12 protein-coding genes are annotated in these 20,970 nt (G+C 73.0%); 7 read left to right on the top strand and 5 right to left on the bottom strand.

Translation table 11 applies throughout. From position 1 onward, the window contains the following. The 5 genes from AMK10_RS20460 to AMK10_RS20480 form a co-directional block, all read right to left on the bottom strand. Entirely contained in the window at positions 1–1,626 is a 1,626-nt protein-coding gene (locus tag AMK10_RS20460; protein WP_073749372.1) for a nitroreductase family protein, read from the bottom strand. A gap of 44 nt (positions 1,627–1,670) precedes the next feature. After that, positions 1,671–3,578 (bottom strand): TOMM precursor leader peptide-binding protein, encoded by a 1,908-nt coding sequence (locus tag AMK10_RS20465; RefSeq protein WP_073749237.1) that lies wholly within the window; start codon positions 3,576–3,578, stop codon positions 1,671–1,673. Continuing rightward, positions 3,568–5,796: a TOMM precursor leader peptide-binding protein gene (locus tag AMK10_RS20470; protein ID WP_073749238.1), complete on the bottom strand. Its 2,229-nt coding sequence runs from the start codon at positions 5,794–5,796 to the stop codon at positions 3,568–3,570. Before AMK10_RS20470 ends, AMK10_RS20465 begins: the two co-directional genes overlap by 11 nt. Positions 5,797–5,984: 188 nt before the next feature. Next, entirely contained in the window at positions 5,985–7,871 is a 1,887-nt protein-coding gene (locus AMK10_RS20475) for an AfsR/SARP family transcriptional regulator (protein ID WP_073749239.1), read from the bottom strand. Between the two features lie 69 nt (positions 7,872–7,940). Then, positions 7,941–8,162 carry a hypothetical protein gene (locus tag AMK10_RS20480; protein WP_073749240.1) on the bottom strand — a complete coding sequence of 74 codons (222 nt, stop codon included), beginning with the start codon at positions 8,160–8,162 and terminating at the stop codon, positions 7,941–7,943. Positions 8,163–8,444: 282 nt separating this feature from the next. Between AMK10_RS20480 and AMK10_RS20485 the strand changes: the two genes are divergently transcribed. From AMK10_RS20485 to AMK10_RS20515, 7 genes are all read left to right on the top strand, one after another. Further along, positions 8,445–9,452: a helix-turn-helix domain-containing protein gene (locus AMK10_RS20485; protein ID WP_073749241.1), complete on the top strand. Its 1,008-nt coding sequence runs from the start codon at positions 8,445–8,447 to the stop codon at positions 9,450–9,452. Positions 9,453–10,438: 986 nt separating this feature from the next. After that, positions 10,439–12,436: an AMP-binding protein gene (locus tag AMK10_RS20490; protein ID WP_079180784.1), complete on the top strand. Its 1,998-nt coding sequence runs from the start codon at positions 10,439–10,441 to the stop codon at positions 12,434–12,436. A 92-nt stretch (positions 12,437–12,528) separates the two neighbouring features. Then, positions 12,529–13,407 (top strand): diiron oxygenase, encoded by an 879-nt coding sequence (locus AMK10_RS20495; protein WP_073749243.1) that lies wholly within the window; start codon positions 12,529–12,531, stop codon positions 13,405–13,407. After that, the gene (locus AMK10_RS20500; protein ID WP_073749244.1) at positions 13,407–13,667 is read left to right on the top strand and encodes a hypothetical protein; all 261 of its coding nucleotides are present in this window, start codon (positions 13,407–13,409) and stop codon (positions 13,665–13,667) included. Before AMK10_RS20495 ends, AMK10_RS20500 begins: the two co-directional genes overlap by 1 nt. Continuing rightward, the gene (locus tag AMK10_RS20505) at positions 13,660–14,499 is read left to right on the top strand and encodes an aminoacyl--tRNA ligase-related protein (protein WP_073749245.1); all 840 of its coding nucleotides are present in this window, start codon (positions 13,660–13,662) and stop codon (positions 14,497–14,499) included. Before AMK10_RS20500 ends, AMK10_RS20505 begins: the two co-directional genes overlap by 8 nt. After that, positions 14,496–20,042, top strand: a complete 5,547-nt coding sequence (locus AMK10_RS20510) for a non-ribosomal peptide synthetase (protein WP_073749246.1) — start codon at positions 14,496–14,498, stop codon at positions 20,040–20,042. Before AMK10_RS20505 ends, AMK10_RS20510 begins: the two co-directional genes overlap by 4 nt. Beyond that, the gene (locus AMK10_RS20515; RefSeq protein WP_241839594.1) at positions 20,039–20,962 is read left to right on the top strand and encodes a DMT family transporter; all 924 of its coding nucleotides are present in this window, start codon (positions 20,039–20,041) and stop codon (positions 20,960–20,962) included. The genes AMK10_RS20510 and AMK10_RS20515 overlap by 4 nt, the downstream gene beginning before the upstream one ends. The last annotated feature ends 8 nt before the right edge of the window (positions 20,963–20,970 follow it).

Genomic DNA, 20,970 nt, shown 5'->3' on the forward strand with positions numbered 1-20,970 from the left:
TCAGGCGATCTCGTGGCGGAAGTCGGCGGGCCGGGGCCGTTCGTTGCCCAGCGGCATGATCAGCAGGGGCGCCTCGTCGCCGTCGCCCAGGCCGAGCTTCTCGATGAAGGAGATGTTGTCGAAGCCCAGGGCCACGCCCGCACCGATCCCGAGGGCCGCGGCGGCGACGTAGAAGGTCTGGGCGACGGCGCCCGCCGTGCCGACGGCGAGCCGGTAGCCGCGGTCCCCGACCGCGTCCAGGACCGCGGTGGTCCGGACGGTCGGCACGAGGACGGCGCCCGCCTGCTCCAGGTTGTAGTTGGCCAGGAAGTAGTTCTCCTGGAGGAACGCCCCCTGTGCGCCCTCCTCGACGAGCCGCAGGTCCCCCGCGTCCGGGTCGTACACGTACGCGCCGGGCTCGATGCCCTCCACATGGCTGACGAAGACGTAGAGCCGGGCCTGCCGCACGGTGCCGGCCGGGTCGGCGTCGCTCTCCAGCGAGGCCGCGGCGCAGGCCGCGAGGACCGCCGAGAGCTGGGCCCGGGTGAGCGGCCTGGCGGCGTCGAAGCGGCCGAAGCTGCTCCGCCGCCCGCGCAGCGTCCGGCGGACGGGTACGTCGGGGAAGGCGGGGGCGGGCAGGGCGGCCCGGGTGCCGCCGTCGGGCACCGGCAGGGCGGCGGCCGACGCCAGCGCGCCGGGGCCCGGACGGCCGGCCGCATGTGCGGTGGTCGCGGCGTGCATGGCGCGGACGGTCGGGAAGTCCAGGACGGTGCGGGACCGTTCGACGTCCCGGTGCCGGACGGCGGGGTCGGGGCCGGACGGCGCGACCGCCGCGGTGGGGGCCCGCTCATCGGCCCAGCGCAGCGGGACGACGGCGAAGACGCCCTCCTCCTCCCCCCTGGTGCCGAGCAGGCCGTTCAGGCGGGGCTCGTCGAACCACAGCACGGGCGCTGTCCGCAGCCCCCGGGCCCCGGCCCAGATCCGCCAGGTCTGCACGAGCGTGCCGAGGTCGGTGGAGACCACGTGGTAGGAGAAGCTGTTGTACTTGAACGAGTTCTGCCAGTACTTGACGCCGAGGATCAGATACTGGTCGGTCTCCAGCGCCTCGGCAGGCGCGTCCGGGCCGAGCGACTCGCGGATCCGGGCCGAGACGTCACCGGTCAGCAGCCGCTGCACGGCATGCCGGTGGATGTCGTAGTAGTGGATGCCAGGGGTGAGCGGCCCCGACGGGCCGGCGGCCCAGTAGATGCTGACCGGGTAGAGGCCGCCACCACCCGCCGTGCCCCGCGACCAGTTGGCATGGGTGTAGAAGGGCAGGCCGGCCAGGTCGCTGTTGGCCTGGATGCCGAGGCGGCGGCCCGTCAGCCCGTAGGAGTCCTTGAGCATGGCGGAGAGCAGCGGCAGCGTGAATCCCGCCGGGCCGGGCGCGGTGGCGGGGGCCGGGCCGGGAGCGCCGGCCGGGAGCAGGCCGAGGGCTGCCGGCGGGTCGAGGAGACCGTCGCCGTCGGGCAGGGCGTAGGACTCCACGCCGGGGTAGAACTTGCCCTTGCGCGGCCCGTCGGGCCAGTCGGGCACGAAGTCGGCGGGTTCCATCGGGACGCGGCCCCGGTGCAGGACGGCGTCGGCGTACTCGTGGGCGTACCCCATGAGGTCGGCCCCCTTTCGGATGGGCGTGCGGTACGGACGGGCCGTCACGGGAACGGGTGCGGGGCGGGGTTGAGTCCGGCGGCGCCGAGGACGGTGCGCATCCGGGGCATGCGGCGGGCGCGCTGACGTGACCAGCCGAAGTCGATGGGGACGAGACCGGGCACCAGGACCTTCACGGTGTGCAGCCCGACGGCGCGCTGCTCGGGCAGGGTCTGGTCCACCACGACGACGTCGAACCCGGCGGCGGTGACGGCGCCCACCGCGCGCAGCAGGTCCTCGCGCAGGTCCGGCGCGGCGGGGGCGCCGTCGGCGTCCGGCCACACCAGGTCGGCGACCGCGAGCGGAGGCTTCGGGGCCTCCTGGCGCAGCAGGAAGTCGGCGTGCCGCCCCATTTCCGGTACGCCGTAGACCAGCGGGTGGTCGTGCAGGGTGGTGACCCGGTCGAAGTCGGCGGCCATGGCGCGCAGCCGGGGCTCGTCGCGCAGGGTGCGGCCGACCAGGTTGACCGAGTCGGTGGCGATCTCGCACAGTGCGGAGTCGAGAGCCGATTCCGGGTCGAGCCCCGCGCCCGCCCCGAAGCACATCCGGCCCGTTCCCCCGTCGAAGCGCTCGGCGACGGCGGTGACGACGGGGACGGGGAAGCTGATCCGGGTGTCGAAGAAGCGGGCCCGGTAGCCGTACATGGCCAGCCGGTCCACCATGTGCCGGGTGCCGGGGCGGGCACTGGTCGCGGGGTCGATCTCCCTCAGCGGCAGCTGCCCGTACCAGGCGAGCAGGAAGGCGTCCCGCTCGACGGCCTCCATCAGCCCGAAGTAGACAGCCTCCTCCGTACTGCCCCCTGAGGCACAGCCGTTGGAGCTCTCCTGCACGAACCGGTTCTCCAGTCCGGGTGCGTGGTAGTAGGCCAGGATCTCGGGGACCGGGCGGGGCTTGGCGTCGCGCAGGGACCAGCCCCACACCCAGGGGATCTCCCGGTCCGGGGTGAAGGGCCTCACCCGTGGGTTGGCGCGGTGGAACTCCTCGGAGTAGAGGCCGGTTTCGCGGGGGTCGACGGCGTCGGGGCCGAGGTCGTCCAGCGAGGCGGTGAGCCGGGTCGTCCTGGCACGGGCGCGCATCCCGGCGTAGCGTTCGAGCCCTTCCAGGACACCGATGCGCTGGCTGTGCGCGTAGGTGCCCGCATGGCCGCCCCAGAACGTCTCGCGCAGATACTCCCCGGACCGGGTGGAGAAGCAGCCGACGGTGGCGGAGGTCGTGGTGGAGGCGACGTCGCAGACGACGGACGGGCCGAGCGCGCCCCAGTGCGGGTTGGCGAAGGCGTCCACGGGCAGCCGGTAGTCCTCGATCCGGCGCACCCGGAACGCGCCCGGCCGGTACTTGGGCGCGGGCTCGGGAGCGTAGGCGGCGCCCTCGGCGGTGTCCTCGCCCGGAGCTGCGCAATCAGGGCACTCCGGGTCCGGAACGAGGGGGTGGCTGCGTACGGTCATGGCGTCCAGGTCCAGCAGATGCACCCACGGGTACGGTCCCGGTTTCGGCCGCTCGGCGCCGAGTCCCGCCAGGAGCGCGGCCACGGCGGTGGCTGCGAAGGGGGTGGCGTACGGCCAGTCACCCACCGCCCGGGTGCCGGAGCCGAGTTCGAGCCCTTCGCGCAGCGGCACCGAGCGCACGCCCTGCCACCGCCGCGCCAGGCAGGTCCCGCAGCCGGCGGCCCGGTCGTCGTCGGGCCAGGGACCGACCAGCACCTGACGCCCGTACAGGTGGACGGGCACGGCGCCCCGTTCCGACGGCGCGGTGGCGGCGGTGTACGCGTCATGGTCGCCCAGCGGGGCCACCGCCACGGCGGGCGCGTCGGCGGGGGAGACCTCGTCGAGGGCGTCGCTCAGGACCCCCGCGAACCGCCGCGCCGACCCGCCCCGCGCGGTGGTCCCGGGGCGCTCGGTGGGCTCAGCCCGCATCGGTGACCCCCCGGGTGAGCAGGACGCGCACGGTGTGGATGCCGGCGGTGGGCAGGTCCGCCGCATGCGTGGGCACGACCAGCGCGTCCCGGCCGACGGTGCGCAGGCCGTCCAGGAGGCGGGCCCAGTCCGTGGCAGGGCCGGGCGGCGCGGGCTCGGTGCGGTCGACCGCGATCAGGGCCGCGTCCAGGTCCCGGAGCAGGGGGTCGCCGATGTCCGGGGCGGTGTCGGCTCCGCCCTCGGCGTCGGCCGCGAACTGGGCCTCGCCGAGCAGGTCCCGTACGGCTTCCACGACGGCCCCCGCGCGGTCGAGGGCGGCGCCGACGGCCCAGCGGGCGGGTCCGGTGGCGGCCCGGGCCAGGACGGCATGGGCGCCGCTGTGGGCGGGCTCGCCGAGGTCGAGGAGTTCGACCGTGAGGCCCAGGTGGGCGGCGGAACCGAGCAGGAACGTCACCTCGGGGTCGTCACCGAGTTCCTCGTGCGGGATCACGGACACGTTCCCCGACTGCCGGACGGCCCGGGTCAGGGCGTCGTGGGCGAGTGCGGAGAGCAGCCCGCAGGCGGCGGCCTCGGGAAGGTCGGCCCCGGCGCCGGCACCGGCCCGGGTGGGCTCGAAGCTCCGGTCGGCGTTGTCCCGGCCGAAGGGGCGTACGGCCGCGGCGGGCACCCGTATCCGCTCCTTGGTGACGAGTGAGGTGGCCAGGGTCCAGGCCGCGTGAGCTCCGGTGCCGGTACCGGAGGCGATGGTGAGGGCCGCCGGATCCACGGCGGGCACGGTGTCGTCCGGTGCGGGGACGGCGGGCACCACGTGCTCGGCGTAGACGGACGCCGCGGCGTTCAGAGCGCGCAGCCGGGCCCCGGCCGTGTGGTGGACGTCGAAGGCCGTGATGGTGCGGAAGCCGCGTGGGCCGAGACCGAGGGCGACGGATCCGACCTTCAGCGGGGTCTGTGTCAGGGGCTCGTCCGCGTAGTGGGTGAAGACCCCGGCGTGCGGGCGGACCAGCGCGGAGCGGCGCTCCAGTTCGGCCAGCGGGCCCTGGGCGGCGTCGTCGTCCGGGGCGGTGGCCACGGTCGGCAGGAACGCAGGGCGTACCGGTGCCGATGACACGTCGACCGGTTCCGGGGCGGTCGGGGCGGTGGCGCAGTGCGGGCAGCGGGGGTGCGGCAGCAGCGGCTCCGAGGCGACGTCGAAGGACTCCATGTCCTGGATGAGCAGCTTGCCCCGGGTCTCGGCCGGGAGCGCCTCGGTGATCAGGCGGAAGACCTCGAAACCGAGCAGGTTGCCGAGCATGGCGGCGAGCGGTCCGGCAGGCTGCGCGCCCGAGGTGCCGGTGCCCAGGGCGAGCCCGCTCCAGAGGTCGGCGGCGGCCGGGCCGCCGGAAGCGCCGAAGCGCAGGGCGGCGCAGGACCAGCAGCCCGTCGATCCGGCCGTCATCACCGGCCCGACCACGGCCCGGGTCCCGAACGTCCAGGCGGGCAGCAGCGTCCGCCCCTCGGGGACGCCCTCCCGCAGCAGGGCGAGCACGGCCGCCGGTACGCGGGGGCCGGCGGCGGCCACCACGACGTCGTACCCCTCGTACGCCGCCCAGCCCGCCGGTTCGGCCCGGGCGCCCGGCAGCACGGCCAGCGTCACCGGGCAGTCCTGGTCGGTGAGTTCGGCCACCTCGCGGTGGACGGCCGCGATCTCCGCGGGCGTGACACCGCCGGAGCCGTCCAGGAGCGCGGGGTCGACGGCCACGGTGGCGCAGCCGTTGCGGATCAGCGACAGCGCGCACCAGCGGGCCACCGGGCCGTCGCCGAGGACGGCGACGCGGGCGGCGCGATAGCGGGCGAACCGGGCGCCCGCACCGTCGGCGTAGTGGTCGATGTAGGCGATCTGCTCGGCGAAGCGGGCGGTCGCGGCCGGAGGGACGGCGGCGGCCGCCTCTTCGGCCGGCGGCACCGGACGGGCGAAGCCACGCGCGTAGAGTGCCGCGACGAGTTCGCCCACCATCGCCTTCTGGCGCTCTCCGAAGCCCTGACAGATCTCCTCGACGGATCTGCTGCCGTCCAGGTGCGGCACGAGGAGGGTGGCGAACCGGTAACCGGACTTGGCGGTGAGCTGGAAACCGCCGTCCGCGTTGTGGAAGATCACCCCGTTGGGAGTCTCGGTGAACAGGACGTCGCGACGGACTCGCGGCCGACTTCCGGCGGTCTCTGCGTACGGCGTTGTTGCCATGCGTGCGTCACACCTCTTGTTCGGGGGCGGAATGGGGCGGCCCGGGGTTCGGGCCTGTTCGGTTGTCGTGCCGGGCGCGGGTCTCGCGCTGACGGGGTGTTACGGGTGGTGCGGATGAAGCTCGTGGTGCGCTGAGTGGCGCACAGGGCGTACGCCGGGGGTTCCGGCGCCTTGCCGGGTGGTCCGTATCAGCGCAGGGCGGCGGCGCTGCCCAGCGGGGGGATCTCCTCGCGCCGGGGCGGGCGCAGCAGGGCGGGTGCGTGCCTGGTCGCTGGTGCCGCCGCACGCCGGGCGTGCGCCCGGAGCAGGTCATGCATCCGAAAGGCCCCGGACGGCCCCTCCTCCAGGAGGCCCGCGTCGAGGAGCCGCTCCATCACCTCCTCCGCCGTCTCCTCCGGGATGCCGAGGACATCGGCCGCCCCGCCGACGGTCAGCGGATCAGGGGCCCCGGCCCCGAGCCGCAGATGCGCTTCGGCCAGCGCCGGGGGCAGTCGCTCCAGGGCCTCGTCCAGGGTCAGCGGCACCGACATGCGAGGGTCGTCTGCCAGGGTGAGGCGGGCGGGCATGTCGCGGCGCAGCCAGTCGGCGCATGCGGCCAGCGGCAGCCGGGGCCGGGTGAGCAGCCGAGCGGCGGCGATCCGCAGGGCCAGCGGGTGGTGCCCGCACACGGAAGCCAGCAGGTGGGCGGCCGAGGGCTCGGCTTCGACCCGTTCGCGGCCGAGCACGGCAGTGAGCAGGGCGTAGGACTCCCACGGTTCCAGGGCGCCCAGGCGGTGGACGGTGCCGCCGTGCGTGGCGACGAGCGCGGCGAGCCCCATCCGGCTGGTCACGATCGCGGCGCCGTCCGCATGGGCGGTCAGCAACGCGCGTACCTGGTCGGGGTGGACGACATCGTCGAGGATCAGCAGCGTCCGGCCGCGCCCCGAGGCGGGCGCGGGCAAATGCCGGCGCACCTGTTCGGTGGCCTCGCGCACGGGCAGTGGGGTGCCGTCGGGGCGGGTCAGCGTGAGCAGGACGCAGCCGCCCGGGTAGCGGGCGGCCACCGTATGGGCGATGTGCAGGGCGAGCGCGGTCTTGCCGATGCCGGGCGCCCCGGACACCACTGCGACGGGGGCGCGCCCCGAGGAGTCCTGATTGCCCGTCAACAGCTCTACCAGGGCGGCGACTTCACGTCCCCGTCCGGTGAAGCTGGGCACAGCGGGGAGCGGGGCCACCTCGACGGTTCCGTCGTCGCACCATCCCGCGTCGTGGGCCTCCTCTTCTTCGTTCGCCGGATCCGGCGACCCGGCGAGCAGCTGCGGAGCGAGAGGGGCGGATGCCCGTCCCACGTCAAGGCCGCCGAGGTCGTCGCCTCGCAGGATGGCCAGTTCGAGCCGCTGGAGTCCGGCTCGCGGGTCGACGCCGAGTTCGCGCCGCAGATACCCCTTGATCCGGCGGTACTCCGCCAGCGCCTCGGTCTGCCGACCGGTGCGGTACAGAGCAAGCATGAGCTGCTCCACGAACCGTTCACGGCCCGGGTATACGCGCGTAACCTCCCAAAGATCAACGAGTGTTTCACGGCAGCGGCCGTGCTCCAGTTCGATGTCACAGACCCTCTCCAGCACGCGCAGCCGCTCCTCCGCGAGCCGGGGCACCTCGTCCCGGTGCAGCAGGTCGGAGGGGACGTTGGCGAGCAACGGGCCCTGCCACAGGGCGAGTGCCTGGCGCAGGGTGTAGAGCTCGGCCTCTCCACCGGAGGTTCCGGCCCGGTCCACGAGCTGCCGGAAGTGCAGCAGGTCAAGGGTCTCGGCGTCAGCGCTCATGCGGTATCCGCCCGCCATCGCCACGACGGCCTGGTCCTCGATGCCGTACTTGGCGAAGATCCTGCGCAGCCTGAGGACGCAGCTCTGGAGCGCGGCCTTGGCGGTGGCCGGCTGTTCCTCACCCCAGACGATGCCGCGCAGATGCTCGGTGGAGACCACGGAGCCGGGGCGGATGAGCAGCGCGGCCAGCAGCGCGGTCGGCTTGGAGGGCGGGAGTACCACGACATCCCGCCCGTCGGTGATGCTCAATGGCCCGAGCAGTTGGAATCGCACCCTCGTCCACCTTCCGTCCCTGCCTCGCCACGGCCGTGTCGGGCCGTACGGATGCCTTGCCCACCTGGCCTACTGCCAGCCGAAGTCGTGAGGGCCACGGCCGGGAACGGGAGGGGTTACGAAGTCGGGGACCGTGCCGGGGAGGAGGACACCGGAGAACGGGACACCGTGGGGGACGGTGGGCGCGCTCGCGGTCGCGGCCTGGGCCGGAACGACGAGGGCGGCGACGGCGAGCCCGGCGACGACGAGGGTTCTCAGTCCCGGACAGGAGGTGCGGTGGAGGCGAGTCATACGGGGGCCCTTCCGACTGTCTGTGGGAAGCGGTCTACAACATGGCGAGTTTTGTATGAAGTGATCCAACGGTGAAGCTCGGGCTGGTGGACCGATGAGGCCATGGCCCCTTCCGTCCAGCCACTGGAGCCCCGGCCGCACCAGCGCGGAAGGCCCTCTGCCCGAAGGTGCACGCTCGTGCCATGATCTTCACCGAAGCACCATCGGAGAGTCGAAGAGAATCCATCGCGACCTGCGGAAAACAACCACCCGGAGGCGCATGTCCCCTGGCGAGGAGGGACGATGCTGGGCCCCTTGGGTCTGGACGCCGCTGCGGAGGCCGTGTACCGCGCACTGCTCGACCGGCCGCACGACACCGTGACGGAGTACTGCTCCCGGCTGGAGATGACGTCCGATCAGTTCGATTGCGCACTAGCGGAGTTAGAGAACCTGTCGCTGGTCCGTCCGGCTTCCGGCGCCGGCCCGCGCCGGGTCCACGTGGTCAACCCGCGACTCGGCCTGGAGACGCTGCTGGCCCGGCAGCGAGCCGACCTCGCGACGCGCGAGCAGCGGGTGCGCGCGGGCGAGGCGGCGGTCGCCGGCCTGCTCAGCGGACTGACCGCCTCGGACCCGGGCACGGGCGATTCACCAGTGGTGCACCTCAACGGTGTGGACCATGTGCGGGACTATCTCGACCGGTTGCACGAGGAGGTGGAGGAGGAGATCCAGACCTTCGCCACGGGTGGTGCGCAGACCGAGGAGAACATGCGCGCCTCCCGCCCGCTCAACCAGCGGCTGCTGGGACGCGGGGTGCGGATGCGTACGGTCTATCTGGACAGTGTCCACAACCACGCCCCCACGGTGGCGCACGTCACGTGGCTTGCCTCGCAGGGCGCCGATATCCGCACCGCGCCGTCGCTCAGTACGCGCATGATCATCACCGACCATCGGCTGGCTCTGGTGGCTCTGGACGACCAGGACTCCTCGCTGGGGGCTCTGGTGGTGACCGGGCGAGGGCTCATCGCGGCCCTGGAAGCGCTGTTCGAGAGTGTCTGGGACAGGGCGGAGCCGTTGGGCAGGCAGGAGAAGCACGAGGCCGACACGTTGACCCGCCAACAGCACGAGACGCTGCGGCTGCTGGCGCGGGGATACACGGACGAGGCCATAGCCAAACGGCTCGGAGTCTCCCCCCGCACGGCCCGCCGCATAGCCACGGGCCTGCTCGGACATCTGGACGCCCGCAGCCGCTTCCAGGCAGGCGTCCACGCGGCCCAGCAGGGCTATCTGCGCACGGGCGGACCGAAGCCGTAGGACGTGCCGTCACCGTGCCGTCGTGCGGTCGGAGCGAGCCCGAGCCGGGCTGTCCACGTCACACGTGATCACAAGGAGGCGGATCGCTCCGAAATCCCCCGATATATCGGCAGTTCGGCAATCCGCCCGCCATCCGGCCCACTTGTGGCGGTCGCCCGCCACCGGGGTGGACGGCGACCGGGATACTTGCTCTGTGCCGTTGCTGCGGGCGGACGGGGCGTGGTCGTGGTGACGGGAGTCGCCGGCTTCGCCGAACAGGGATGCGCCGCTGAGAGGTGTCCCGTGACTCCTGATCGAGGCGGCGGCCTCGGACAGTGTGCGATCACGTCTGACCGGCGCGGTTGGTCCGGCTCCGGCTCATGCCGTCCGTGGCCTGTCTCTTCCGCGGTGCGTCGGGTGCCGGTGAGCTGTCGAAGCCCTGGTTGAGGCATCGCCCCCGTGTCCGCGTACCCGTAGCGCACCGCGTACGACCTTCCCTCGCGATGCCGGTCGCTGGTGGGCCGGTGGTCCGCGCCCGATACCTGTCACCCGACCGTCGGTATCGGCCCGGTTGCCTCCCGCTCGCATGTCATGTTTCGGACAAGGTCCGGATCATGGTCGCGCCGGAGTCGTCCCGGGTTGTGGTCCGGCCCTGCCGTGCCTGCGGCACGGGTGCTCGACGGACGCGGCGGGGCGGGCATTCCTGAGTGCGGCCCTGGCGGCGCCCCCGCAGCCTGCGGAAACGGCGGACGGCCGGGGCGTCCGTGGGGTGCGACAGTGGGGCATCCCCGATTCGGCCGCCGCCCGCACGGTGTCGGCGACACCGTGCGGCAATACTGCCGAAACGATCGAGGAAAGTGCCGAGGTGGCAGGATTTCATCGGCCATTGATCGATGAAACTATAGGCCCCGTTGACGCCCTGTGGGGAGTGTTTTAGCGTGGTCCCTCGTGCGACCAGCCGGTGGCTTAAATATAGGTCTTATCGCGTCCCCCTAGGAGCGGTGAGCATGTCTGCAGAACAGATATCAGCGCTGTCGGATCGTGAATTCCCCACGCTCGTCCATGTGCTTCGGCACCGGGCGGAAAAGCAGCCGGACGACACCGCCTACGTCTTTCTCATCGACGGTGAGGAAGAAGAACTGCGCATCGGGTACGGCGAGCTCCTGCGCTCCGCCGAGCAGGTGGCCGGCATGCTGGCCGCCCGGCACGGGCCGGGCGAACGAGCGCTGCTCCTCTTCCCGCCGGGGCCGGACTACGTCGTCGCGTTCTACGGCTGCCTGCTCGCAGGCGTCGTCGCCGTGCCCGCCTATCCGCCCCAGGACGCCCGCGGCCTCGGGCGGCTGGACGCCATCGTGGCGGACGCTGGCGCGAGCATCGCGCTGACCACGAAGGATCTGCTGCCGGTCGCCCGCACCGCGTTGCGGGCGCCGCTGGCCTGGATCGCCACGGACGCCCCGCGGGAGGAGACCGCCGAGGCGCCCGCCGCCGCGGACCCCGCCGGACCCGAGCCCGGGCAGGTCGCCTTCCTCCAGTACACGTCGGGTTCCACCCGGCTGCCGCGCGGGGTGGTACTCACCCACGCGAACCTCACGCACAACGTGGAGAGTATTTACCGGGCATTCGCCGGAACGTCGCGCGACGTCATGGTGAGCTGGCTCCCTCCCTATCATGACATGGGCCTTATCGGTGCAATTCTCGCGCCGCTCCACGGCGGATTTCCCGCCGTCCTGATGGCGCCACTGCATTTTCTTCAGAATCCTTATCGGTGGCTCCGGGCGATATCGCTGCATCGCGGCAGCATCAGCCCGGCACCGAATTTCGGTTATGAATTATGTATCCGCAAGATCGACGACGAGCGGCTGGCGTCGCTCGACCTGTCCTCCTGGCGCGCGGCGGTGAACGGGGCCGAGCCGGTGCGGGTGGAGACGGTCGAGCGGTTCGCGCGGCGGTTCGCCCCGGTCGGCTTCGACCCCGCCGCGTGTCGCCCCAGCTACGGACTCGCGGAGGCGACCCTGTTGGTGACGGGTGACCCGCTGGGCCAGGAGGTCCGGCGCTTCCCGGTGGAGGGCGTGGAGCGGATCGCCTGCGGGACAGCCCGGGGCGGCCAGTCGGTCGTCGTGGTGGACACCGCCACCCTCGCCCCCGCCGCACCGGGCCGGGTCGGCGAGATCTGGGTCGCGGGTCCCAGCGTCGCCTCCGGCTACTGGGGCCGCCCCACCGAGAACGAAGCGCTGTTCGGCGCGACCCTGCCCGACGGCCGTGGCCCCTACCTGCGCACCGGCGACCTCGGGACGCTGGACGAGCACGGTGCCCTGGCCGTCACCGGGCGGCTCAAGGACCTCATTGTCCTGCGTGGCCGCAACCTCTATCCCCACGACGTGGAGCACGCCGCCGAGGTGGGCCACCCCGCGGTACGCCCCGGCTGCGGGGCGGCGTTCACCGTGCCCGTCGACGGCGAGGAACGGCTCGTCCTGGTGGTGGAAACGGCGGACGGGGCGGACCTCGAGAACGTCGCCCCGCACGTCCGGCGCGCCGTGTGGGAGGAGTGCGAGGCGGAACTCCACGAACTGGTGCTCCTGCCGCCCCGCACCGTCCCCAAGACTTCCAGCGGGAAGATCCAGCGGCGCGCGACGCGCGACGCGTACCTCGCCGGGGAGCTGCCCCGGATCGGAGGGCTGCGGCCCGACGCCGCGGCGACTCCCGGAGGACCCGACCGCACGCCCCCGCGCACCGCCCTGGAATCCCTGATCGCCACGGTCTGGGCCGAACTGCTGGAGCGACCCGGTGTCGGGGTCCACGAGGACTTCTTCGCCTCGGGAGCGCAGTCGTTGCTGCTCGCCCGGCTGGCCGCGCGGATCGAGGCCGAGCTGCCGGTGCGCGTCACCGTCGGCGATCTTTTCCAGGCGTCCACCGTGGCCAAGCTGGCCGCGCTCCTGGAGAGCCGGCCGCTCGCCGTGGACGAGGAGCACGCCGCCGGTCTCCTCGTCCGGAGCGACGACGGCTGAGCCGGCCCGCCCCCCGGCCCGGCCGCCCCGCGACCGGCCGCCCGCCCCGCACCTCTCGTACGCATGCCGACCGCCGAACCGCAGGGGAGACCATGGACACGTCAGTGGCGGAAACGCTCGACCACTTGGTCGCCGACGCGACCGATCACCACTACAGCCCGTACACGCGCTTCGACTGGGTCGACGAACTCGCCGAGGAGCAGTGGTGGATGACGCCCGACCTGCTCAGCGTGGCCGGCACCCGGTACGCGCACGAGCTGGACGAGAAGCAGCTCATGCGGCTCAGCAAGTGGGAGAGCGTCAACTTCTTCAGCCTGAACATCCACGGAATCCGTGAGCTGCTCATCGAGGTGACCCGGCGCATCCACACCCCCGGGTTCGAGCTGCCCTCGGAGTTCTTCCACCGCTTCCTGGGCGAGGAGAACGGGCACATGTGGTTCTTCGCCCAGTTCTGTTCGCGCTACGGCGGCAAGATCTACCCGGACAAGTCGCTCCCCGTGACGAAGGCGGAGGAGGACACCGATGTCGCTCACTTCCTGGTCTTCGCCCGCATCCTGATCTTCGAGGAGCTGGTCGACCACTTCAACCTCCGGATGGGGCGCGACACCACCCTGCACCCCCTGATCAGAGAGGTGAACCAGGTCCACCACGACGACGAGTGGCGCCACATCATCATGGGCCGCAAGCTCGTCGGGCTGCTCTACGAGCCACTGCGCGAGCGCGGCGACCAGGAGCTGCGCGACCGCCTCGACCTGTACCTGCGGCGCTACGTCACCGCGAGCGTCCAGTCGCTCTACAACCCGTCGGTCTACCGCGACGCGGGCATCCCCGAGCCCCTGGCCTTCCGCGAGGAACTGTTGAAGGACCCGGCGCGGGCCGGGTATCACGAGACCTTCTTCAAGCGCATCACCCGATTCCTCATCAGCCAGGGGATCATCAGCGGTTCCCCGTTCGAGGGGGCCGGGGTCTGATGGCGGACGAGGCGATCGAGCGGGTGCGCGTCTGGTTGCTGGCCCGCAACCCCGAGGTGTCCACGATCGGCTGGGACGAGGACCTCATCGACAGCCGGCTCATCGACTCCCTCGACTTCCCCCAGCTTCTCTTCCTGCTGGAGGACCTGGCCGGACAGGAGTTGGAGCTGACCGTGGAGAACGTCACCGGCTTCCGGACCCTGCGCGGCATCCGCGACAAGGTGCTGGCCGGCGTCACCGGTGGGGTGGGCCATGAGTGACCTCTACACCGCGCGCGGCGGACTCGTCACCCTGGGGCCGGAGCTGGTCCATCTCATGGACCTGCTGGACGGGCAGTTCCGGCGGTGGGCGGCCGAGGCCGGTGCCGCCCCCATGCTCTTCCCGACCGTGATCGGCGCCGCCGACCTGGCGTCCATCGACTACTTCGACAACTTCCCCCAGCTGGCCCTCATGACGGCACCCTTGAGGCTTCCCGCCGAAAGCGGCGCGGACGGCTCAGGCCCGGTGGACGGTCCGCTGGTCCCTGCGGACCGGCTCGGACCGAGCGAGTACGGGCTTGTCTCCGCGGCCTGTTACAACGTCTACCTGCACCATCGTTCCGCCAGCCTCACCGGGCCCACGTTCGTGACCACGGTCGCCAAGTGCTTCCGCAACGAGGACCACTACGACGGGCTGCGACGGCTGCGCGGCTTCACGATGCGGGAGATCGTCTGCCTCGGCCCCCGGGAGGCGGTGCTGGACCACCTCGCCACGTTCCGCCCGAAGGTGGTCGAGTTCGCGTCCGGCCTCGGGCTGGGACTGACGGTCGAGGCAGCCTCGGACCCCTTCTTCGAGAAGGACGGCGGACGGGCACTGCTGGCCCAGCTCTTCCCGGTGAAGGAGGAGTTCGTACACGGCTCCACCCTTGCCATCGGCTCTCTCAACTTCCACCGCAACTTCTTCGGCGAGCGCTGCGACATCTCGCTGGCCGACGGGGGCCCCGCCTACACCGGCTGCGTCGCCTTCGGCCTGGAACGGTGGATCGCGGCCCTGCTGGAGACCCACTCGGACCTCGACGAACTCCTCGTACGGGTCGCGGAGGCCACTTCGTGAGCGACCTCCTGGGCCGGCTGGCGTCGCTGCCCGCAGCGGAACGTGCCCGGCTGATGGACCGGCTGCGGCAGGGGGGTACCGGTCCCGACGCCGGTCCTCCCGCAGCGGCCGACGCCGGTCCGGACGCCGCTCCTGCCGGGGTATCCGCGGAGGTCGCCGGTCCCGTCGCCTCCGACGCCCAGCGGCGGCTGTGGCTGCTGCAGCGGCTCGACCCCGCGAGCCCGGCCCACCACCTCTCGGCCGCGTTCCGGCTGGCCGGGCCGCTCGACACCGGGGCGCTGGGCGAGGCGCTGACGGAGATCGGCGCACGGCACCCGGCCCTGCGCACCGGGTTCCGCGAGCACGGGGGTCAGCCGGTCCCGTACGTCGTGGAGCCCGCCGCCGTCGCGCCGCGGACCGTCGACCTCGGCGCGCTGCCGTCGGAAGACCGGGAACCGCGGGCGCACGCCTTGCACAGGGAACACGGCACCCGCCCGTTCGACCTGGAGCGTCCGCCCCTCGTCCGGTTCACCCTCTTCCGCTGCGCGGACGACCACCACGTGCTGACGGTCGTCGCCCACCATCTGGTCTGCGACGGCTGGTCGCTGGCCGTCTTCGCGGAGGAACTGGCCGCGCTGTACGGGGCGTTCGCCGAGGACCGCCCGTCCCCGCTGCCGGCCCCGCCGGCCGCCCAGGGCGAGGAGCGGCGGCCGGGCGACGCGGAGTACGCCCGCTCGGCCGCGTACTGGCGCGCCGCGCTCGACGGCGACCTGCCGGTCCTCGACCTGCCCGCCGACCGGCCGCGCCCGGTCCGGGCAACCGTACGGGGCGCCCGCCACGGCCTTCGGCTCCCGGCCGCGCTGCTCGACGAGGTGCGCGCGGCGGCCGGCCGGGACCGTTCCACCGTCTACGCCTTCCTGCTGGCCGCGTACGCCGTGACCCTGTACCGCGTCACCGGCGGGCAGGACCTGGTGATCGGCGCGCCCGTCGACGAGCGCCGGGGCGCCGCCGAGGAGCGGCTCATAGGTTTCCGTGTCAACACGCTTCCGCTGCGGGTGCGGCTACGGCCGGACCAGACCCACGCCGACGCGGCCCGGCACGCGGGCGAGGTGCTCTCCGGAGCGCTGGCCCACGCCCTGCCCTTCGGGGACATCGTCAGAGAGATCAACCCGCCGAGGCCCCCCGGCCGTCCGGTGCTCCGGCAGACGGCCTTCTCCCTCCAGCCGGCCGTCGCCGGCAGCCTCCGGGCGGGCGGGATCACCCTCGCCCCGGAGGCCCCGGACGCCTTCCACCTCGGCGTCTCGCCGCTCGAACTCGCCCTCCATCTGCGCGAGCAGGACGGCGAACTGCTCGGATGCCTCGAATACCGCACCGATCTCTTCGACGCGGTCACCGTCGCCGGATGGGCCGAGGAGTTCCAGAGGACCGTCCGCCGGGCAGTCCGGCTTCCCCGGGCCCTCGTCGCACCGCCCACGCGCGAGCCCGTCCTCATCCTGCCGACCACCACCGCCCCCACGGCCCCCGAGGGCGCTTCGCCCGACGAGGGTCCGGAGACCAACCTCACCGACAGCCAACTCGCCCTGTACTTCGGAAAGAAGACCTCCGGCGACGTGCGGCTCTACTACGAGAACGTCACCGCGTTCTTCACTCTCACCGGGGCCCTCGACCACCCGCGCTTCCAGCGGGCGTTCCAGAAGCTGGTGGACCACAGTGACGCCCTGCGCTCCACCTTCCACGAGGTGGAGGGCGTCCCGGTGCGACGGGTGAGCGAGACCGTGCCCGCCCCGGTGGACCTGGTGGACCTGTCCGGGGCGGCCGACCCGCGGGCGGCGGCCCTGGCCTGGGCCCGCCGGCGTACGGCGACCGGCCTCGACCCCTCCCGCGCGGTGTTCGACTCCGCCCTGCTCCGGCTCGGCCCCGATGCCTGGGCCTGGTACCTCGACGTCGACCACCTGGTCTGCGACGCCTGGTCCATGGCCCTGATCCTGCGCACCCTGTCCGACTACTACGACCTGGACAGGGAAGGACGGCTCGACGAGGCCGAACCGCTGCCGCCGTTCCAGGCGTACGCCGACCACGAGCGGGCGGGCCGCGGCACCGAGCGCCGCCGGCGGGCGCGGCGCCACTGGGAGGCGCTCGCGGCCCGGCCCGTCGAGCGGCTCGCCTTCCACGGCCGCGAGGAGGACCTCGCCGGGCAGACCCGCACCGCCCGGATCAGCCTCGACCTCGGCGCCGGACGCAGCTCCCGGATCACCGAGTTCGTCCGCGCGGAAGGGTACGCCTCGCCCGCCACCGCCTTCGGCGCGGCGCTCTTCGCCTATCTCCACCGGGTCGGCGGCGGCGAACTCCTGCGCATCGGGACGCCGTTCGCCAGCCGTCCCGCGGAATTCCGCTCCACCATCGGCCTCTTCATGAACGTCCTGCCGCTCCAGGTGCGGATCGACGGGGACACCACTCTGCGCACGCTCGCCCGGGAGGTCCAGCGCGCCTTCCTCGACGCGGCCCGCCACCAGGACCACGTCCCCCGGCACCGCGGCGGCACCCGTCTCTACGACGTCTACCTCAACTACCAGAACGCCGTTTTCGAAGGGTTCGGATCCCCGGCCGGATTCGACCTCGTCGACACCGGCCACTCCCCGGACCGGCTCACCCTGCAAGTGCGCGAGTTGCACGCGGACACCGGCGCGGAGCCCCGGTTCGTGCTGGACTTCGATTTCCACACCGCCTGCTTCGACGAGGCCGAACGCGAGCGCGCCACCGGCCACTACCTCGCCCTGCTCGACGCCCTGACCACCGATCCGGAAGCACCGGTGTCCGCCCCGGCGATGCTGTCGGACGCGGAGCTGGCCCTCCTCGACGCGTACAACGACACCGCACGCCCCTACGACCTCTCCGTCCCGCTCCACGCACGGGTGGAGCAGCAGGCGCGGCGCACCCCCGACGCCCCGGCGGTGGTCTTCGAGGGCAGCACCCTCACGTACGCCGCACTCGACGCGGCCGCCGACCGGCTGGCCCGGCGCATCCGGGAAGCCGTGAGGCTTCCCGAAGGCGGCCGGTTCGAGCCCGGCACCACGGTGGCGGTCCACCTGGACCGGTCCGCGCACATGGTCGTCGCCCTGCTCGCGGTCCTCAAGGCAGGCGGCGCCTACCTCCCCGTGGACCCGGCGACCCCGGCCGAGCGGATGGCGTTCATGCTGTCCGACGCCGGAGCGGCCCTCGTCCTCACCGTCCGCCCGCTGCCGGACGGCGGCCTGCCCGACGTCCCCGTCCTGTGGGTGGACGAGGCCGGGCCGGCGAGCGCCGGCACACCCGACGGGCCCGACGAAACGGCCGGCCCGGCGGTCATGACCGATCCCGACCTGCCCGCCTACCTCATCTACACCTCCGGCTCCACCGGCGTCCCCAAGTGCGTCGAGATCACGCACCGGGCCATCTGCAACCGGCTGCTGTGGATGCAGGAGACGTACGGACTCACCGCCGCCGACGCGGTGGTGCAGAAGACCCCGTTCACCTTCGACGTCTCCGTGTGGGAGTTCTTCTGGCCGCTGATGGCCGGCGCCCGGCTCGTGGTGGCCCGACCCGAAGGGCACCGCGACCCCGCCTACCTGTCCGGGCTGATCCGCAGCGAGGCGGTGACGACCGTTCACTTCGTGCCGTCCATGCTCCGCGTCCACCTCGACGACCCGGCGACCGCGGACGGCGGGAGCCTGCGCCGCGTCTTCGTCAGCGGGGAGGCGCTGCCCCCGGATCTGGTACGCGCGTTCTTCCTGCGGTACCCGGAGGTCGAACTCCACAACCTCTACGGCCCCACCGAGGCGGCCGTGGACGTGTCGGCGTGGCGGTGCGCGCCCGAGGACGCCGACGGGCCCGTGCCCATCGGCCGCCCGGTCGCCAACACCACCCTCGACGTGCTGAACGACCGGCTTGGTCCGGTGCCTCTCGGCATCGTCGGCGAACTCCACATCGGCGGGATACAGCTCGCCGCCGGTTACCGCAACCGGGAGGAGCTCACCGCCGAACGGTTCGTCCCCGACCCCCGTCGGCCGGGCGGACGGCTCTACCGCACCGGCGACCTCGTACGCCAACGACGCGACGGAGCACTGGAGTTCCTCGGCCGCGCCGACGGGCAGGTCAAGCTGCGCGGGTTCCGGATCGAACTCGGCGAGATCGAGACCCGTCTGGCCACGCACCCCGGCGTACGCGCTGCCGCGGTCCGCACCTCGCAGGACCGTCTGGTGGGCTACGTGGTGCCGGCCGCGGGGGCCGACGCGGCCCCCGGCCGGGACGAGCTGCGGGCGTTCCTGGCGCGATCGCTGCCCGACCACATGGTGCCGGCCGCCTACGTGCTCCTGGACGCGCTCCCGGTCACCGCCAACGGCAAACTCGACCGCGCCGCCCTCCCCGAACCGGGCCCGCATCCGGCCGCCACCTCTTCCGGAACCGCCGCGTCGGCGCGGACCCCGGTCCAGCGCGCCGTGGCGGAGCTGTGGGGCGAACTGCTCGGACGCGACCCGGAGGCGATCGCCCCCGACGAGGACTTCTTCGAACTCGGCGGCCACTCGCTGCTCGCGGCCCGCCTCGTGGCCGCGGTGGGCCGCCGCTTCGGGGTGCGGCTTCCGCTCACCTCCCTCTTCGAGGCGCCGACCGTGGCCCGGTTCTCCGCGCTGCTGTCCGCCGGATCCGCACACGCCCAGATCCTCCCGCTGCGAGCGCCGGTCACTCCGGCGCCGCTGTTCCTGTTCCACCCCGCAGGCGGCGACGTCATGGCGTACCGGGAACTTGTCCACCTGCTGCCGGGGGGACGGGAGGTGCTCGGCATCCGGTCCCGCGCCCTGTCCGGCGAGCCCGAAGCGGAGAGCTTCGCCGCGATGGCCGCCCAGTACGCCGAACTGGTCCGCGGCCACCGGCCCACCGGCCCCTACCACCTGGCCGGCTGGTCGATGGGCGGCGCCCTCGCCGTCGAGGTGGCGGCACTGCTGGAGGCGGCGGGCGAGGAGGTCGCACTGGTCGCGCTGCTCGACTCGTCCGTCCCCGGCGGGGGCGACCCCGACCCGCTGCTGGCCCCCGCCGTAGCCCTCGCCGACACCCTCCGCGACCTGGCCGTGACCCCGCAGGAAGCCGCCGGGCTCCGCGAGCGGCTGCGCGGACTGCCGCTTCAGGAACGGCTGAAGCTGCTGGTCGCCCGTGCCGAGGAGCGCGGCCGGCCGGCCACTCCCACCGAGGCCCTGCTGCACCAGGCGGAACTGGCCGAACACCACGAGCAGGTGGTCCTCAGCCACCGGCCCACCGCTGTCGACGCCCCGCTCACCGTGTGGTGGGCGCGCGACCGGCTGCGCGAACCCCGCGCGGACTGGGCGCCGTTGACGCGCGGCGGCATCCGGGAGGAGGCGACCCTCCCCGGAGACCACTTCACCCTGCTGCGCCCGCCGTACGTCACCGAGGTGGCGAGGCGGCTGGCGGCGGCCCTGGACCCGGGGCCGCAGGGCCGGGACACACCGCCGCCGGTCTCCCACGACCCGTCCACCGGTAACGAGCCAGAACGAGAAGGAAGTGAGCAGCTGTGACCTCTGCGCAAGCCAATCAGGGGACCACCCCGCCGCCGGAGAACCCCGCGCCCGCAGCGGGCACGCCCCCGCTGGCGGTGGTGGCGGGAGTGGTCACGGTCGTCCTGTGGGCTTCCGCGTTCATCGGCATCCGGGCCGCCGGCGACGACATCGGCCCGGGCGCCCTCACCCTCGCCCGGCTGTTCATCGGAGCCGTGCTCCTGGGTGCGGTGGTCCTGGCACGCCGGGTGCCGCTGCCGCCCCGCTCGGACGCACCGCGCCTGATCCTCTGCGGATTCCTCTGGTTCGGGGTCTACAACGTCGCGCTCAACGCCGCCGAGCAGCGCATCGACGCCGGCACCACCTCGATGATCATCAGCCTCGGTCCGGTGCTCATCGCCGTGCTGGCCGGGCTGCTCCTGAAAGAGGGGTTCCCCCGCTCGCTGGTCGTCGGCGGCAGCGTGGCGCTGGCCGGCGTCCTGCTGATCGGCCTGGCCACCTCCAGCGAGGGCCTGGACGCCGGGACCGGCAGCCTGCTCGCCCTGCTGGCCGCCGTGGCGTACGCGGGCGGTGTCGTCACCGAGAAGCCGCTGCTCGCCAACAGCTCGGCCCTCGTGGTGACCTGGCTCGCCTGCGTGGTGGGAGCGGTGCTGTGTCTGCCGTTCCTCCCGCAGCTCATCGACGACCTCTCGCACGCGAGCGGCGAGTCGATCGCCTGGACGATCTACCTCGGCGTCTTCCCGACCTCGGTCGCGTTCACGACCTGGGGCTATGCGCTGGCCCGATCCACCGCCGGGAAGATGGGCGCGCTCACCTACCTCTCGCCTCCGATCGCCGTCACCCTCGCCTGGCTGATCCTCTCCGAGACCCCGCCGTGGCTGGCGATCGTCGGCGGCGCGCTCTCCCTCGGCGGCGTCGTCTTCAGCCAGCGCAAGAAGTGAGAGCGGTG

Origin of the sequence: Streptomyces sp. CB02058, assembly GCF_001905505.1 — a bacterium.
Lineage (GTDB): Bacteria > Actinomycetota > Actinomycetes > Streptomycetales > Streptomycetaceae > Streptomyces.